Genomic DNA, 16,313 nt, shown 5'->3' on the forward strand with positions numbered 1-16,313 from the left:
CGTCAGTAGAACAGCGAGTATGACCGCAAGGCATGACGAAGAGGGGCGGATCGGTGGCCGACATCGAAGAAGCGCGCAAGGAGTTCCAGCGGATCGACACGGACGGTGACGGCTACGTCACCGCGGCCGAGTTCAGGACCGCCCTGGCCCAGGGGGGTGACTGGAACGTCACCGAGTCGGTCGCCGAGGTCATCATCAAGAGCCGCGACCTCGACGGTGACAAGCTCCTCTCGTTCGACGAGTTCTGGGCGCACCTGAACAAGTGAGACGAGCGGAAAGGGGGCGCCTCGCGTTGCGGGGCGCCCCCTCCTCATGACCGGCGCTCGATGCGCACGGTCCAGCGGCCGCCGTGCCGTTCCAGCGCCGGCGGCAGGTCGACGCACTTGCCGACCCGCCCGAGCACGTCACCGCGATGCGGCCGGCGCTGCAGGGGCGCAGGGCCGCCTCGGCGGGGAACGACGAGGTCTTCGTCGACGCCGACGTCGCCTTTCACGCGGCCGTGGTCGCCGCCGCGCGCAATCCCGTGCCGGCCGACCTCTCCACGGAGTTCGTCCCGGTGCTGCGCACGGGCCCGGTCGAGCTCCTGGCCCCGACCTGCCTGCGCGTGGCGGAGCCCGACACCGCCGACGAGGCCCGCGAGGCGCTGGTCCGGGCCGTCGAGGACGGGTACCCGGAGGCTGCGGCGGCCGTCCTCACGGCGGAGCCGGAGGATCCGTTCGGCGGCCGGTGACGGGTCGCGCCCGCGGAGAATTCCGCGAAGTGCGCCGCGGAGCCGGAATAGCCCGCCGCCGCACGGGGTTGGCCTCGACAGATGCATGCATGTGCATCGAACAAGATTCGTCCAGGTCCCGGAAGGCAAGGCCTCTCATGAAGATCGGCATCATCGGCGCGGGCAACATCGGCGGCAACCTCACCCGGCGCCTCAGCGCACTCGGACACGACGTCTCCGTCGCGAACTCCCGCGGGCCGGCGACGCTCGGGGAACTCGCCGAGGAGACGGGAGCGACCCCCGTCACCGTCGAGGGGGCGGCGCGCGGTGCCGAGGTCGTGGTGGTCACGATCCCGCTCAAGGCGATCCCGAGCCTGCCGGCCGGCGTCCTGGACGGCGCGGCCGACGGAGTGGCCGTCATCGACACCAACAACTACTACCCGCAGCAGCGGGACGGCCGGATCGCGGAGATCGAGGACCAGGGCCTCACCGAGAGCCGCTGGACGGAACGCCACCTCGGCCACCCCGTGATCAAGGCCTTCAACGGCACCTACGCCCAGGACATCCTGGAGCGCCCGCGCGCCGCGGGCGACCCCGACCGCATGGCGCTCCCGGTGGCCGGCGACGACGAGGCGGCGAAGGCGAAGGTCCGCGCCCTGATCGACGAGCTCGGGTTCGACACCGTCGACGCGGGCGGCATCGACGACTCCTGGCGCCAGCAGCCCGACACCCCCGTCTACGGGCTGCGGGCCGGCGCCGAGGCGGTCGCCGAGGCCCTGGCCGGGGCGAGCCCGGAACGCCCGGCGGCCTTCCGCGGCTAGGACCCGCCCTAGACGATCCGCAGCGGGTGGTGCGGCCCGTCCGGCAGCTCGACCGTGATCGGGTCCCCGGGCCGCACCACGCCGCCGCTGAGCACCACGCCCATGATCCCGGACCTGAAGGACGGCCGGCCGTCCGGACCGCGTCCGACGACCTGCTTCATGAGGCCCTTGCGGAAGCCGTCGATCTGCTTGCAGGGATTCCGCAGCCCGGTCACCTCGACCACGGCCTGTCCGCCGAGCCGCAGCAGCGTCCCGGTGGGCAGCCCGAGCAGGTCGATCCCGCGCGTGGTCACGTTCTCCCCGAGCTGGCCGGCGGCCACCTCGAACCCGGCCGTCCGCACCTCGTCGAACAGTTCCTCGTGTATCAGGTGCACCTGCCGCAGATTCGGCTGCGAGGGGTCCTTCTCCATCCGGAACCGGTGTTTCACCGTGGCCCCGGCGTGCACGTCCCCCGCCACCCCCAGCCCGGCGACGAGCGTGACGCTCTCCCGGTTTGGCTTGGTGAAGGAGTACGTTCCGCTGCTGCTGACAGCGCTGACCGACCCGCTCATCCGGCGAACCTCCCCTGGTCCCGCGACCCGCCGCTGCCGGGTCAGCACTCGATGATGTTCACCGCCAGCCCGCCCCGGGCCGTCTCCTTGTACTTGACGCTCATGTCCGCGCCCGTGTCCTTCATCGTCTTGATGACCTTGTCCAGGGACACCTTGTGCGAACCGTCGCCGCGCATAGCCATCCGGGCCGCCGTGACCGCCTTCACCGAGGCCATGCCGTTGCGCTCGATGCACGGGATCTGGACCAGGCCGCCCACGGGGTCGCAGGTCAGGCCGAGGTTGTGCTCCATGCCGATCTCGGCCGCGTTCTCGACCTGCTCGGGGGAACCGCCGAGGACCTCGGCCAGCGCGCCCGCCGCCATCGAGCAGGCCGAGCCGACCTCGCCCTGGCAGCCGACCTCGGCGCCGGAGATCGAGGCGTTCTCCTTGAAGAGCATGCCGATCGCGCCGGCCGCGAGCAGGAAGCGGACCACGCCGTCCTCGTCGGCGCCGGGCACGAAGTTCACGTAGTAGTGCAGGACCGCCGGGATGATGCCGGCCGCGCCGTTCGTGGGGGCGGTCACCACCCTGCCGCCGGCCGCGTTCTCCTCGTTCACCGCCATCGCGTACAGCGTGATCCACTCCATGGAGAGCGCCAGCGGGTCGCCCTCCGCCCGGAGCTGACGCGCCGTCATGGCGGCCCGGCGACGGACCCGCAGGCCGCCCGGCAGGATGCCCTCGCGGGACATGCCCCGGGCCACGCAGGCCTGCATCACGCGCCAGATCTCCAGCAGCCCGTCCCGGATCTCGTCCTCGGTGCGCCAGGCGCGCTCGTTCTCCAGCATCAGCGAGGAGATCGACAGGCCGGTCTCCTTCGCCAGGCGCAGCAGCTCGTCGCCCGTGCGGAAGGGGTACTTCAGGACCGTGTCGTCGAGCTTGATGCGGTCCGCGCCGACCGCGTCCTCGTCCACGACGAAGCCGCCGCCGACCGAGTAGTACGTCTTCGCCAGCAGCTCCGCGCCCTGGGCGTCGTGGGCCCATATCGTCATGCCGTTGGCGTGGTACGGCAGGGCCTTGCGGCGGTGCAGGACCAGGTCGTCGTCGAAGGAGAACGGCACCTCGTGCGAGCCCAGCAGCCGCAGCCGGCCGGAGTCCTTGATCTGCGCCACCCGGTCGTCCGCGCCCTCCACGTCCACCGTGCGCGGCGAGGAGCCCTCCAGGCCCAGCAGCACCGCCTTCGGCGTGCCGTGGCCGTGGCCGGTGGCGCCCAGCGAGCCGTACAGCTCGCAGCGCACCGACGCGACGGAGTCCAGCAGGCCCTCGCCCCGCAGCCGCCGCGCGAACATGCGGGCCGCGCGCATCGGGCCGACCGTGTGGGAGCTGGACGGGCCGATACCGATCGAGAACAGGTCGAAGACCGAGATGGCCACGGGGGAACTCCTCAATGCAGGGTGGTGCGGGGTGCCGCGCACACCTCTCAGTGTGCGCGGCACCCGGGAAAGGGAACTACTTGCTCAGACCCGGATACAGCGGGTGCTTGTCGGCCAGGGCCGTGACCCGGGCCTTCAGCGCCGCCGCGTCGGCCTCCGCGAACGGGGACGGCGCCTTCAGCGTCTCGGCGATCACGTCCGCGACCTCGGCGAAGTCCTCGGCGGTGAAGCCGCGGGTCGCGAGGGCGGGCGTGCCGATGCGCAGTCCGGAGGTGACCATCGGCGGGCGCGGGTCGTTCGGGACCGCGTTGCGGTTGACCGTGATGCCGACCTCGTGGAGCCGGTCCTCGGCCTGCTGGCCGTCCAGCTCGGACTCGCGCAGGTCGACCAGGATCAGGTGCACGTCGGTGCCGCCGGACAGGACGTTCACCCCGGCCGCGCGGGCGTCCGGCGCGGTCAGGCGCTCGGCGAGGATCTTCGCGCCCTCGACCGTGCGGGCCTGACGCTCCTTGAACTCCTCGCTCGCGGCGACCTTGAAGGAGACCGCCTTGGCCGCGATCACGTGCTCCAGGGGGCCGCCCTGGAAGCCCGGGAAGACGGAGGAGTTCAGCTTCTTCGCGAACTCCTTCTTCGCGAGGATGACGCCGCCGCGGGGTCCGCCCAGCGTCTTGTGGGTGGTGGACGTGACCACGTCCGCGTACTCCACCGGGTTCGGGTGGAGACCGGCCGCGACCAGGCCCGCGAAGTGCGCCATGTCCACCCACAGGAAGGCCTCGACCTCGTCCGCGATGCGGCGGAACTCCGCGAAGTCCAGCTGCCGCGGGTACGCCGACCAGCCGGCGATGATCACCTTCGGGCGGTGCTCCTTGGCGAGGCGCTCGACCTCGGCCATGTCGACCAGACCGGCGTCGTCCACGTGGTAGGCGACCACGTCGAACTGCTTGCCGGAGAAGTTCAGCCGCATGCCGTGGGTCAGGTGACCGCCGTGCGCCAGGTCCAGGCCGAGGATCGTGTCGCCGGGCCGGGCCATGGCGAACAGGGCGGCCTGGTTGGCGGAGGCGCCCGAGTGGGGCTGCACGTTGGCGTACTCGGCGCCGAACAGCTCCTTGATCCGGTCGATCGCGATCTGCTCGGCCACGTCGACGTGCTCGCAGCCGCCGTAGTAGCGGCGGCCCGGGTAGCCCTCGGCGTACTTGTTGGTCAGGACCGAGCCCTGCGCCTCCATCACCGCGAGCGGAGCGAAGTTCTCCGAGGCGATCATCTCGAGCGTGGACTGCTGACGGTTCAGCTCGGCGTCGACCGCGGCGGCGATCTCCGGGTCGAGCTCGTGCAGGGGCGTGTTCAGGACGGACATGCGTCTACGACTCCTCAGCCGGCGGTGAAGGCGGTGTACTCGTCGGCGGAGAGCAGGTCGTCCTGCTCGCCCGCCGTGCGTACCTTGAACAGCCATCCGCCCTCGAAGGGAGCGGAGTTCACCAGCGCCGGGTCGTCGACGACGTCCTGGTTGACCTCGACGATCTCGCCGGAGACCGGCGCGTACAGCTCGCTGACCGACTTGGTCGACTCCAGCTCGCCGCAGGTCTCGCCCGCGGTCACCGTGTCACCGACCTCCGGGAGCTGTACGAAGACCACGTCACCGAGCGCGTTGGCCGCGTGCTCCGTGATGCCGACCGTCGAGACGCCGTCCTCGGCGACCGACAGCCACTCGTGCTCCTTGCTGTAGCGCAGCTGCTGGGGGTTGCTCATGGCTTGAATTCTCCTGTACGCGGGAGGGTGCTGGTGAATAGGGGACTGCGGAAACGCACGTGAGCGGCGGAAGTGTGCGCAGCGTCACGCGCGGGCGGGCGTCGACGCGCCCAGTGTCTACTTCTGGCGCTTGTAGAACGGCAGCGCCACGACCTCGTACGGCTCGTGGCTGCCCCGGATGTCCACGCCGACGCCCGTGGTGCCCGGCGCGGCGTGGGCGGCGTCGACGTACGCCATCGCGATCGGCTTGCCGAGGGTGGGGGAGGGGGCGCCGGAGGTGACCTCGCCGATCACCTCGCCGCCCGCGACGACGGCGAACCCGGCGCGCGGGACCCGGCGGCCCTCGGCGACCAGGCCGACGAGGACGCGCGGGGGCTGCGACGCGGCGCGCCCGGCGGCGGCCTCCAGCGCCGTGCGCCCGACGAAGTCGCCTTCCTTCTCGAACTTCACCACCCGGCCCAGTCCCGCGTCGAACGGGGTGAGGGAGGTGCTCAGCTCGTGCCCGTACAGCGGCATGCCCGCCTCCAGGCGGAGCGTGTCCCGGCAGGACAGGCCGCAGGGCACCAGCCCGGCGCCCTCGCCGGCCTTGGTCAGCGCCTGCCACAGCTCGACGGCGTGCTCCGGCCGCACGAACAGCTCGAAGCCGTCCTCGCCGGTGTAGCCGGTGCGCGCGATGAGGGCCGGGACGCCGGCGACGGTGCCGGGCAGGCCCGCGTAGTACTTCAGGCCGTCCAGGTCGGCGTCGGTGACGGCCGCGAGGATGCCGGGGGACTCGGGGCCCTGCACGGCGATCAGCGCGTAGGCGTCGCGGTCGTCGCGGACCTCGGCGTCGAAGCCGTCGGCGCGCTCGGTCAGCGCGTCCAGCACGACCTGCGCGTTGGAGGCGTTGGCCACCACCATGAACTCGGTCTCGGCGAGCCGGTAGACGATCAGGTCGTCCAGGATGCCGCCGTCCGCGCGGCAGATCATCGTGTAGCGGGCGCGGCCGGCCTTGACCGCCCCGATGTTGCCCACCAGGGCGAAGTCGAGGAGGGCGGCGGCCTGCGGGCCGGTGACGGTGATCTCACCCATGTGCGACAGGTCGAAGAGCCCGGCCCGGGTGCGGACGGCGTGGTGCTCGTCGCGTTCGGAGCCGTAGCGCAGGGGCATGTCCCAGCCGGCGAAGTCGGTCATCGTCGCGCCGAGCGCGCGGTGCACCGCGTCGAGGGCGGTGTGGCGCTGCCCGGCGTTCTGGTCGGATGCGGGGTCGGTACTGCTCATCGGGCGTTCGTCTCCCAAGGCGACGGGATCCCCCCGGTGCGCGCGCAGCGGGGCGGGCAGGCACGGGGGAAGGCGAGGTCGTTCCTCCCCATCTGTCATCGGAACCTGAGAGGTTCGCCATGACGATCCGCGAGGGGATCGACCATGACTTGCACCTTGGGTGGGACCGCTGGAGACAGCGGCCCGCTTTTCAGATGTGCCTCGCCCGCGCGGTAACGGGGCCTGAGAGATTCAAGGGAGGGACTTGCTCCTTCGGCGCCCCAGCGAAGCTGCTGCTGAGGACTCTCCCGCGCGGATTCAAACGGCCGGTATGCAGTTGGCGCGGCCATCATTGCACGGCTCGCCCCGATCACGGCAGGCCGCATCTGTAACCGGCTTGTGTCGGTACGCGCACGAAATCGCCGGGCGCGGCGCATTACCTTCTCTTTACGCTCGGTGGGGATGAGGACACCATCTGACCCCAGGGGAGGACGATCACGGTGAACAGGACGACCAGGGCGAGGTCCACGGCATTCGCGACCGGCTCGGGGCTCGCGCTGCCCGCGCAGCCCGTCGCCCCGGCCCGGGAGGCGCGCGGCCCCCGGCCGGCGCCCGTCGTCCGCGACCTGCGCGAGCGGGCCGGCCGCAGCCCGCACGGCCTGCTCTTCGGCCCCCGGGACCTGGTCGTGGTCACCGGCCTGCCCGGCAGCGGCAAGTCCACGCTCATGCGGCGGACCGTGCGGGGCGTCCGCATCGACTCCCAGGACACCCGGGACCGCTGGGACGCCCGTACCCCGCGTTTCCTGCCCTACGGCCTCTACCGCCCCCTCGTCCGGCTCGCCCACTACGCCGGACTGCGCCGGGCGCTGCGCGGCGGCGAGGGCGTCGTCGTGCACGACTGCGGCACGCAGGCCTGGGTCCGCGACTGGCTGGCCCGCGAGGCCCGCCGCCGCGGCGGCACCCTCCACCTGCTGCTGCTGGACGTCGGCGCGGACACGGCGCTGGAAGGGCAGCGCGAGCGCGGCCGGGGCGTCTCCCGGTACGCGTTCCTGCGTCACCGCCACGCGGCCGCCCGGCTCGCGCGCTCGGTGGAGAAGGGCCGGCTGCCCGCGGGCTGCGGCTCGGCGGTGCTGCTCGACCGCGCGGCGGCCGACACGCTGCGGCGCATCGGGTTCAGGGACTGAGGGCTCCGGCGCGACCCCCGGTACCCGCTAGCCTTTCCGGCACAGCGAAGTGAGTGGTTCTCAGCAGGCGGTAGGCAGATGGATTTCCCCCCGGCGAACTTTCCGACGGACTTCTCCGCGGACTTTCCGGCGCAGGCGCACCCCCATCCGCACGGCGGATGGCCCGGCAACGAGCTGGAGGAGGTGCTCTCCGTCTCCCTCGGCGTGCCGGGGGCCGGCGGCCGGATCGTCGAGGTGCTCGGACGCAGCTTCGTCTGGGTGCCGCTGCCCGGCGGCGGCGGCCCGCACAGCGGCCCCCTCGACTTGCCCACGATGGAGATCGAGGGCCAGGTGTACGTGCCGGTCTTCAGCTCCGAGGAGCAGTTCCGGCAGGTCGTCGGCTCGCACATGTCGTTCACGATCGCGCCGGCCGTCGAGTTCGCCCGGGGGCTGCCCCCGCAGGTGGGCATCCTGGTGAATCCGGACGGCGTGGTCGGCGTCCCGCTGCCCCCGCCCGCCGTGGCCGAGCTCTGCCGGGCCGGCCGCACCCCGCTGGACGGCGGCGCGGCGGGCGGCCGGGTCCGGCTGTACGAGCCCGACTGGCAGGACGACCCGGTGGACTTCCTGGCCGCGGCCTCGGCGGAGTTCGAGGCCACGGGCGTGGTCCGCACGGCCCGCCGCTGCCTGGCCGTCATCGAGACGGCGGACCCGGTGATGTTCGTGGGCGTGGAACTCTCCCGGCCGGAAGGCGACCTGAGGGCCCTTCCCCTGGAGGCCCTGGGCAGGGCGCTGGGCAGGACCTCGGCCCCCTGGCCGGTCAACCTGATCCTCCTGGACGTGACCCAGGACCCGGTGGGCGACTGGATGAGGGAGCGGGTCCGCCCCTTCTACTCACGCTAGGGCGGCCCGCCCGGGGCCCGGTCCCCGCACGGCCCGTCGCGGGGCGGGGCCGGCGGCGCACGATCCGCAGTCCGAAGAGCACGGCAAGCCCCGAGCTCTCAACGGCTCGACCAGCGGAGCGCCTAAGCTGGACTCCGACGCGGGGCAACTTCTCGAAGGGGCGATAAAAAGTGAGCGCTGGCACTGCCGCGACCGGCTCGGTCGAGCACATGCTGCGCCAGGTCACGCCCGGGCGCTACGACGCCTACGAGGCGCTCCTGCGCGCGCTCGCGACCCCCTCCTCCGGCCAGGTCTGGATGCTGCTGTGGCACGGCCAGGCCGGCTCTCCTGACGCCCAGTACGGGAACATGGAGGTCGAAGGGCACGGCTACGCGCCCTGCGTCACCTCCGCCCAGGAGCTCAGCGCGAGTGGCTGGAACAGGTCCTACGAGGTGGTGGACGGGCTGGACGTGGCCCGCACCCTCTACCCCGACCACTACGGCCTCTGGCTGAACCCGCACGCCCCCGGCGGCGGGGTGGGCATCCCGTGGCTGGATCTGCGCCGCATCGCCACCGGACTGGAGCGCCAGCCGGCCGGGCCACTGCGGCTGTCCGAACCGGGCATCGAGATTCCGCAGTTCTACGCCCTGCTCGCGCAGAACGCCCACCGTACCCCGGCGGTGCGCGCGTTGCGCCGCGCCTGGGTGCAGCCGGCGCTGGGCGCGCCCTATCTGGCCATCGGGCTCGACGTGTACGACTCCTCCCCGTCGGCCGTGGACGCCGTACGGGCCATGATGCAGCAGTCCATCGGGGCCGTGCCGGACGGGCTGCCGGTGTCGACGGTCGCCATGACGGACGAGTACGACCCCGTCGTGATGTGGATGCGCGCCACCGCCCGGCCCTTCTACGACCGCGAGGCCCATGCCCCGGCTCCGGCGCAGGCTCCGGCCGGCGGCTACGGCTATCCGCCCACCGGACGCTACTGACGTCCGCAGCGGGTCCCGCCGCGAGGTGGGGACCGAATGTCTTCGCGCGTAGATGGCGACGATATAGACCGTTTTTGTCCGATCTGCCCCAATAAGGCAGTGTCCGGGGGGCGTTACCCGCCGTCCGGATAACGGAACCCCTCTACCCGGATCACGTTTACGCATCCATTCACTGCCAAGTCTGGCAACAGATCGCCAAAGCGTTGAAGACTCCGGCTCCAGGGGACTTATCCCCTGCGTATTACGGACTGATCACGCCGCTACAGCGGCAAGTGCGGGCCGGCTACCGCCGGTTGAGAGGGGTCCCTGCCAGATGACGGCACCATTGCACGAGCCGACCGCGGAAGCGGCCCCGAGCGCGGCCGAGGAAGCGTCGGTCGCCACCAGCGGCGCCAAGGCCGTTCAGGGCCGTTCCCTGGGCCGGATCGCCTGGGAGCGCCTCAAGCGGGACAAGCTCGCCCTGACGGGCGGCGTCGTCGTGCTCGTCCTGGTCGTGGTCGCGCTTCTCGCGCCGGTCATCACCGGGCTGCTCGGGCAGGACCCGAACGAGTACCACGAGAACCTCATCGACCCGCTCTTCGGAACGCCCACGGGCTCCCTGGGCGGTCTCAGCGGCGACCACCTGCTCGGTGTCGAGCCGGTCAACGGCCGCGACATCTTCGCCCGCATCCTCTACGGGGCCCGGATCTCGCTGCTGGTCGGCTTCCTGTCGGCCGTCGTCGCGGTGATCCTCGGCACGGTGCTGGGCATCCTCGCCGGCTTCTTCGGCGGCTGGGTCGACTCCTTCATCAGCCGGGTGATGGACGGTCTGCTCGCCTTCCCGCAGCTGCTCTTCATCATCGCGCTGGTCTCCGTCATGCCGAACGACCTGCTCGGCCTCTCCGGTTCGAGCGTGCGTGTCTTCGTGATGATCCTGGTCATCGGCTTCTTCGGCTGGCCCTACATCGGACGTGTGGTGCGCGGCCAGACGCTCTCGCTGCGCGAGCGCGAGTACGTGGAGGCCGCCCGATCGCTGGGCGCCGGGCGGCTGTACATCCTGTTCAAGGAGCTGCTGCCCAACCTGGTCGCCCCGATCGTCGTCTACACGACGATGATGATCCCCACCAACATCCTCACCGAGGCGGCGCTCAGCTTCCTGGGCGTCGGCGTCAAGCCGCCCACCGCCTCGTGGGGACAGATGCTCTCGAGCGCGATCGACTACTACGAGTCGGACCCGATGTACATGGTGGTCCCGGGTGTGGCGATCTTCATCACCGTGCTGGCCTTCAATCTCTTCGGTGACGGCGTCCGGGACGCCCTGGACCCGAAGGCCTCCCGCTGATCCGCCCCGTCGGGGATCCGCGACATCAGCGAGCCGCAGAACCGCCGGAACACGGCGCCCCAACCGTCCCGTGGTCTTCACACGGGGTATCTCTCATCTATCCGGAGGATCCGAGATCGTGACTACCCAACGCACCTCAGGGCGGCGGAAGCAGGCATTTGCCGCTGCTGCCGCGGTCGCCGCGCTGCTGACCACGGCGGCGTGCGGCGGCGGTGGAGACGACGGCGACAAGGGCTCGAGCTCCGGTGCCGCCGGCTTCGACGCCGCGAACAACAAGGTCGCCCAGGCCTCCGCCGCCAAGAAGGGCGGCACGCTGAAGTTCGGTGCCGCGCAGGACGCCGACTCGTGGGACACCACGCGTGGCTACTACGGCATGATGTGGAACTTCGCCCGCTACTACAGCCGTCAGCTCGTCACGAACAAGGCCGAGCCGGGCGCCGCGGGCGCCGAGGTCACTCCGGACCTCGCCACCGAGACCGCGAAGGTCACGGACGACGGCAAGACCTACACGTACACCCTGCGTGACGGCGTCACGTGGGAGGACGGCAAGCCGATCACGTCCAAGGACGTGAAGTACGGCATCGAGCGCGTGTGGGCGCAGGACGTGCTGTCCGGCGGTCCGACGTACCTCAAGGACGTCCTCGACCCCAAGGGCGAGTACAAGGGTCCCTACAAGGACACCTCGGCGGACAAGCTGGGTCTGAAGGCGATCGACACGCCGGACGACAAGACCATCGTCTTCCACCTCCCGCAGGCCAACTCGGACTTCGAGGAGATGCTCGCCCTGGTCTCGGCCTCGCCGGTCCGCCAGGACATGGACACCAAGTCCAAGTACGGCCTGAAGCCGTTCTCCTCGGGCCCGTACAAGTTCGCGTCCTACAGCCCCGGCAAGGACCTCAAGCTGGTCCGCAACACCAGCTGGAAGCAGGCCTCGGACCCGATCCGCAAGGCCTACCCGGACCAGATCACCATCCAGTTCTTCTCGGACGCCAACCAGCTCGACCAGCGTCTGCTGAGCGGTGACCTGGACCTGGACCTGAACCAGACCGGCATGTCCCCGCAGGGCCGCACCACCGCCCTGAAGGAGCACAAGGCCAACCTGGACAACCCGGTCTCCGGCTACGTCCGTTACGCGGTCTTCCCGCAGAGCGTCGCGCCGTTCAACAACATCGAGTGCCGCAAGGCCGTCATCCTCGGCGCCGACCACGTGTCGCTCCAGACCGCCCGCGGCGGTCCGGTCGCCGGTGGCGACATCGGCACCAACATGCTGCCGCCGTCCGTCCCGGGTGCCGAGGGTCAGAAGTACGACCCGTACGAGATCGCCGGCGCCAACAAGAGCGGCAACGAGGCCAAGGCCAAGGAGGCCCTGAAGGCCTGCGGTCAGCCGAACGGCTTCAAGACCACCATCGCGGTGCGTAACAACAAGCCGGTCGAGGTGGCCACCGCCCAGTCCCTCCAGGCGTCGCTGAAGAAGATCGGCATCACCGCCGAGATCGACCAGTACGACGGCTCGCAGACCGCCGGCATCATCGGCAGCCCCTCGAACGTGAAGAAGAAGGGCTACGGCATCATCATCATGGGCTGGGGTCCGGACTTCCCGTCCGTGCAGGGCTTCGGTCTGCCGCTGTGGAGCAGCAAGTACATCGCGGAGAGCGGTAACAACAACTACGCGCTCATCAACGACAAGACGATCGACGGTCTGTTCTCGTCGTACGTCACCACCCTGGACGACGCCGGCAAGACCAAGATCGCCACGGAGATCAACCACAAGGTGATGGAGGGCGCGTACTACCTGCCCTTCGTCTTCGAGCGGTTCATCAACTGGCGCTCGGACAACCTGGCGAACGTCTACACCACCGACGGTTACAGCGGTCAGTACGACTTCGTCAACCTCGGTCTGAAGAACCCGAAGAAGTAGTCCCGGCACACCCGCCGAACGGCACGAAAGGCAGGTGAAGGCCGGCGCGGCGTGATCGCGGGCCATCGGACGATCTCCGGTGGCCCGCGGTCCGCGGCGGGCCGAGAGCTGTGCTCGCTTACCTCATCAGGCGGTTGTTCGCCGCCCTAGTGATGCTCGTGGTCATCGTCATGGTGGTCTTCGGCATCTTCTTCCTCATCCCCAAGTGGGCTGGCGTAGACATCGCCTTGAGCTTCGTGGGCAAGCAGGCCGACCCTGCCGCCGTCGAGGGTGTGCGCGAGAAGCTGGGCCTGGGCGACCCGATCTACGCCCAGGTCTGGGAATTCTTCAAGGGCATCTTCGCCGGCCGGACCTACACGGGTGGTGGCGATTCCATCCACTGCGCCGCCCCGTGCTTCGGCTACTCCTTCCGCAGTGAGCAGGCCGTCTGGCCGGTGCTGACCGACCGCTTCCCGGTGACCCTGGCGCTCGCGCTCGGTGCCGCCGTGCTGTGGCTGATCTTCGGCGTCTCGGCGGGTGTGCTCTCCGCGCTCAAGCGGGGCAGCCTGTGGGACCGCGGCGCCATGGTGGTCGCGCTCTCGGGCGTCTCCCTCCCCATCTACTTCACCGGCATGGTCGCCCTGTCGATCTTCGTGTACGGACTGGACCTGTTCGACGGTCAGTTCGTGCCCCTGGAGGACAGTTTCAGCGGCTGGTTCGGCGGCATGATCCTGCCGTGGGTCACCCTCGCGTTCCTGTACGCGGCCATGTACGCCCGCATCACCCGGGCCACCATGCTGGAGATCCTGGGCGAGGACTACATCCGCACCGCCCGCGCCAAGGGCCTCAAGGAGCACACCGTCATCGGCAAGCACGCGATGCGCTCCACGATGACCCCGCTGCTGACGATGCTCGGCATGGACCTCGGCGCCCTCATCGGCGGTGCGATCCTGACCGAGACGGCGTTCAACCTGCCCGGCCTCGGCCAGGCGGTGCTCAACGCCATCAAGAACCAGGACCTGCCCATCATCCTGGGCGTCACCCTGATCACTTCCCTGGCGGTGCTCGTCGCCAACCTCGTGGTGGACATCCTGTACGCCGTGATCGACCCCCGAGTGAGGCTGTCATGACCGAACTCAGCAAGAGCGGAGCGGCCGTGGGCGAGCCCACCCCCGCCTCGCCCGCGCCGACCGCCTTCCTCGAAGTGCGTGACCTCAAGGTGCACTTCCCGACCGACGACGGTCTGGTCAAGTCCGTCGACGGGCTCAGCTTCCAGCTGGAGAAGGGCAAGACCCTCGGCATCGTGGGCGAGTCCGGTTCCGGCAAGTCGGTGACCTCGCTCGGCATCATGGGTCTGCACACGGCCGGCCAGTACGGCAAGCGCAAGGCCCAGATCTCGGGCGAGATCTGGCTGGACGGCACCGAGCTGCTGTCCGCCGACCCGGACCACGTGCGCAAGCTGCGCGGCCGCGAGATGGCGATGATCTTCCAGGATCCGCTGTCGGCGCTGCACCCGTACTACACGATCGGTCAGCAGATCGTGGAGGCGTACCGGATCCACCACGACGTCGACAAGAAGACCGCCAAGCGCCGCGCGGTCGAGATGCTCGACCGCGTGGGCATCCCGCAGCCGGACAAGCGGGTCGACAGCTACCCGCACGAGTTCTCCGGCGGTATGCGGCAGCGCGCGATGATCGCGATGTCGCTGGTCAACAACCCCGAGCTGCTGATCGCGGACGAGCCGACGACCGCCCTGGACGTGACCGTCCAGGCGCAGATCCTCGACCTCATCCGCGACCTCCAGAAGGAGTTCGGCTCCGCGGTCATCGTCATCACCCACGACCTGGGCGTCGTCGCCGAACTGGCCGACGACATCCTGGTGATGTACGGCGGCCGCTGCGTCGAGCGGGGCCCGGCCGACAAGGTGTTCTACGAGCCCCGGCACCCCTACACCTGGGGTCTGCTCGGCTCGATGCCGCGGCTGGACCGTGAGCAGCAGGAGCGCCTGATCCCGGTCAAGGGCTCCCCGCCCTCGCTGATCAACATCCCGTCGGGCTGCGCCTTCAACCCGCGCTGCCCCTACGCGGACCTCCCGAAGGACAACGTCACCCGCACCGTCCGGCCCGAACTGGCCGAGGTCGGCAGCCGCCACTGGGCCGCCTGCCACCTGGGCACGGAGCAGCGGGAGCGTATCTGGACCGAAGAGATTGCGCCGAAGCTGTGAGTGACGACGAGAAAGCGGTGAAGATCCCCGCGCAGGCCGACGGGCCGACGGTGGAGGGCGCCACCCTCACCAAGGACCCCGCCCCCGGCGAGGTCCTGCTGAAGGTGACCGGGCTCCAGAAGCACTTCCCGATCAAGAAGGGCCTGCTCCAGCGGCAGGTCGGGGCGGTGCACGCGGTCGACGGCATCGACTTCGAGGTCCGCTCCGGCGAGACGCTCGGCGTCGTCGGCGAGTCCGGCTGCGGCAAGTCCACGATGGGCCGGCTGATCACCCGGCTGCTCGAACCGACCGCGGGCAAGGTCGAGTTCCAGGGCAAGGACATCACGCACCTCGGGGTGAGCGGCATGCGTCCGCTGCGCCGCGATGTGCAGATGATCTTCCAGGACCCGTACTCGTCGCTGAACCCGCGCCACACCATCGGCACGATCGTCGGCGCACCCTTCAAGCTCCAGGGCGTCGAGCCCGAGGGCGGCATCAAGAAGGAAGTGCAGCGGCTGCTGTCGGTCGTGGGTCTCAACCCCGAGCACTACAACCGCTACCCGCACGAGTTCTCCGGCGGTCAGCGCCAGCGCATCGGCATCGCCCGCGCGCTCGCGCTGAACCCGAAGCTGGTCGTGGCGGACGAGCCGGTCTCGGCGCTGGACGTGTCGATCCAGGCACAGGTCGTCAACCTGCTCGACGACCTCCAGCAGGAGCTCGGCCTCACCTATGTGATCATCGCGCACGACCTCTCGGTCGTCCGGCACGTCTCGGACCGCATCGCGGTGATGTACCTCGGCAAGATCGTGGAGCTGGCCGACCGCGACCTGCTCTACAAGTCGCCGATGCACCCGTACACCAAGGCGCTGATGTCGGCGGTGCCGATCCCGGACCCGCGGCGCAAGAACGCCAAGAGCGAGCGGATCCTGCTCAAGGGTGACGTGCCCTCGCCGATCTCGCCGCCGAGCGGCTGCCGGTTCCACACCCGGTGCTGGAAGGCGACGCAGGTCTGCAAGACCACCGAGCCGGCCCTCGTCGAGCTGCGGACCGGCCAGCAGGTCGCCTGCCACCACCCGGAGAACTTCGAGGACCAGGCTCCGCAGGACACCGTCCTGCTGACCGTCGCGAAGGAGGCCGCGGAGCTGGTGGCCGACGAGGTGCTCGCGGAGTCGGCGGAGACCTCGGCCGCGGTGGCGGCGGAAGTGGCGGCCGAAGCGGCTGCCCCGGCCGTCGAGCCGACCGCGACCGCCGAGCCGACGCCGACCGCGACCGCCGAGGCGGCCGGCGAGGCCACGCCGGACGCGTCCGGTGACGACACTCCGGCCAAAGAGAAGTAAGTAACACGGAGCCCCCGCCTTGCAATGTAAGGCGGGGGCTCCGTGCTGGGTG

16 protein-coding genes and 1 riboswitch are annotated in these 16,313 nt (G+C 70.3%); of the genes, 11 read left to right on the plus strand and 5 right to left on the minus strand.

What is annotated here, in order from left to right; translation table 11 throughout:
* The first annotated feature begins 53 nt into the window (after positions 1-53).
* From J2X68_RS20855 to J2X68_RS20865, 3 genes are all read left to right on the plus strand, one after another.
* Positions 54-266, plus strand: coding sequence for an EF-hand domain-containing protein (locus J2X68_RS20855; RefSeq protein WP_310434221.1), 213 nt, complete (start codon positions 54-56; stop codon positions 264-266).
* Positions 267-349: 83 nt separating this feature from the next.
* The gene (locus tag J2X68_RS20860; protein WP_310434057.1) at positions 350-730 is read left to right on the plus strand and encodes an FCD domain-containing protein; all 381 of its coding nucleotides are present in this window, start codon (positions 350-352) and stop codon (positions 728-730) included.
* Positions 731-867: 137 nt separating this feature from the next.
* On the plus strand, positions 868-1,530 hold the full coding sequence (locus tag J2X68_RS20865) for an NAD(P)-binding domain-containing protein (RefSeq protein ID WP_310434058.1): 663 nt from the start codon (positions 868-870) through the stop codon (positions 1,528-1,530).
* 8 nt (positions 1,531-1,538) lie between these two features.
* On the opposite strand, the gene J2X68_RS20870 is transcribed toward J2X68_RS20865, so the two are convergent.
* The 5 genes from J2X68_RS20870 to gcvT form a co-directional block, all read right to left on the minus strand.
* Positions 1,539-2,081 (minus strand): MOSC domain-containing protein, encoded by a 543-nt coding sequence (locus tag J2X68_RS20870; RefSeq protein WP_310434059.1) that lies wholly within the window; start codon positions 2,079-2,081, stop codon positions 1,539-1,541.
* Positions 2,082-2,122: 41 nt separating this feature from the next.
* Positions 2,123-3,490 carry an L-serine ammonia-lyase gene (locus J2X68_RS20875; RefSeq protein ID WP_310434060.1) on the minus strand — a complete coding sequence of 456 codons (1,368 nt, stop codon included), beginning with the start codon at positions 3,488-3,490 and terminating at the stop codon, positions 2,123-2,125.
* Positions 3,491-3,566: 76 nt separating this feature from the next.
* Entirely contained in the window at positions 3,567-4,844 is a 1,278-nt protein-coding gene (gene glyA, locus J2X68_RS20880) for a serine hydroxymethyltransferase (RefSeq protein ID WP_310434061.1), read from the minus strand.
* Positions 4,845-4,858: 14 nt separating this feature from the next.
* The gene (gene gcvH, locus J2X68_RS20885) at positions 4,859-5,236 is read right to left on the minus strand and encodes a glycine cleavage system protein GcvH (RefSeq protein ID WP_310434062.1); all 378 of its coding nucleotides are present in this window, start codon (positions 5,234-5,236) and stop codon (positions 4,859-4,861) included.
* Between the two features lie 117 nt (positions 5,237-5,353).
* Complete coding sequence (gcvT, locus tag J2X68_RS20890) at positions 5,354-6,496, minus strand: glycine cleavage system aminomethyltransferase GcvT (RefSeq protein WP_310434063.1); 1,143 nt, start codon at positions 6,494-6,496, stop codon at positions 5,354-5,356.
* 200 nt (positions 6,497-6,696) lie between these two features.
* Positions 6,697-6,796, minus strand: a riboswitch (glycine riboswitch).
* A 173-nt stretch (positions 6,797-6,969) separates the two neighbouring features.
* Between gcvT and J2X68_RS20895 the strand changes: the two genes are divergently transcribed.
* The 8 genes from J2X68_RS20895 (at position 6,970) to J2X68_RS20930 (ending at position 16,261) form a co-directional block, all read left to right on the plus strand.
* On the plus strand, positions 6,970-7,659 hold the full coding sequence (locus J2X68_RS20895; protein ID WP_310434222.1) for an AAA family ATPase: 690 nt from the start codon (positions 6,970-6,972) through the stop codon (positions 7,657-7,659).
* Between the two features lie 78 nt (positions 7,660-7,737).
* Entirely contained in the window at positions 7,738-8,538 is an 801-nt protein-coding gene (locus tag J2X68_RS20900; RefSeq protein ID WP_310434064.1) for an enhanced serine sensitivity protein SseB, read from the plus strand.
* Between the two features lie 209 nt (positions 8,539-8,747).
* The gene (locus tag J2X68_RS20905; protein ID WP_310434223.1) at positions 8,748-9,503 is read left to right on the plus strand and encodes an enhanced serine sensitivity protein SseB C-terminal domain-containing protein; all 756 of its coding nucleotides are present in this window, start codon (positions 8,748-8,750) and stop codon (positions 9,501-9,503) included.
* A 313-nt stretch (positions 9,504-9,816) separates the two neighbouring features.
* The gene (locus J2X68_RS20910) at positions 9,817-10,824 is read left to right on the plus strand and encodes an ABC transporter permease (protein WP_310434065.1); all 1,008 of its coding nucleotides are present in this window, start codon (positions 9,817-9,819) and stop codon (positions 10,822-10,824) included.
* Positions 10,825-10,942: 118 nt separating this feature from the next.
* Positions 10,943-12,742 carry an ABC transporter substrate-binding protein gene (locus J2X68_RS20915; protein WP_062641885.1) on the plus strand — a complete coding sequence of 600 codons (1,800 nt, stop codon included), beginning with the start codon at positions 10,943-10,945 and terminating at the stop codon, positions 12,740-12,742.
* Positions 12,743-12,852: 110 nt separating this feature from the next.
* Positions 12,853-13,851 carry an ABC transporter permease gene (locus J2X68_RS20920; RefSeq protein WP_310434066.1) on the plus strand — a complete coding sequence of 333 codons (999 nt, stop codon included), beginning with the start codon at positions 12,853-12,855 and terminating at the stop codon, positions 13,849-13,851.
* A complete protein-coding gene (locus J2X68_RS20925; protein ID WP_062641882.1) occupies positions 13,848-14,945 on the plus strand; it encodes an ABC transporter ATP-binding protein in 1,098 nt (365 codons plus the stop codon). Before J2X68_RS20920 ends, J2X68_RS20925 begins: the two co-directional genes overlap by 4 nt.
* Entirely contained in the window at positions 14,942-16,261 is a 1,320-nt protein-coding gene (locus J2X68_RS20930; RefSeq protein ID WP_310434067.1) for a dipeptide ABC transporter ATP-binding protein, read from the plus strand. The genes J2X68_RS20925 and J2X68_RS20930 overlap by 4 nt, the downstream gene beginning before the upstream one ends.
* The last annotated feature ends 52 nt before the right edge of the window (positions 16,262-16,313 follow it).

Origin of the sequence: Streptomyces sp. 3330 (assembly GCF_031456635.1) — a bacterium.
Taxonomy (GTDB): Bacteria; Actinomycetota; Actinomycetes; order Streptomycetales; family Streptomycetaceae; genus Streptomyces.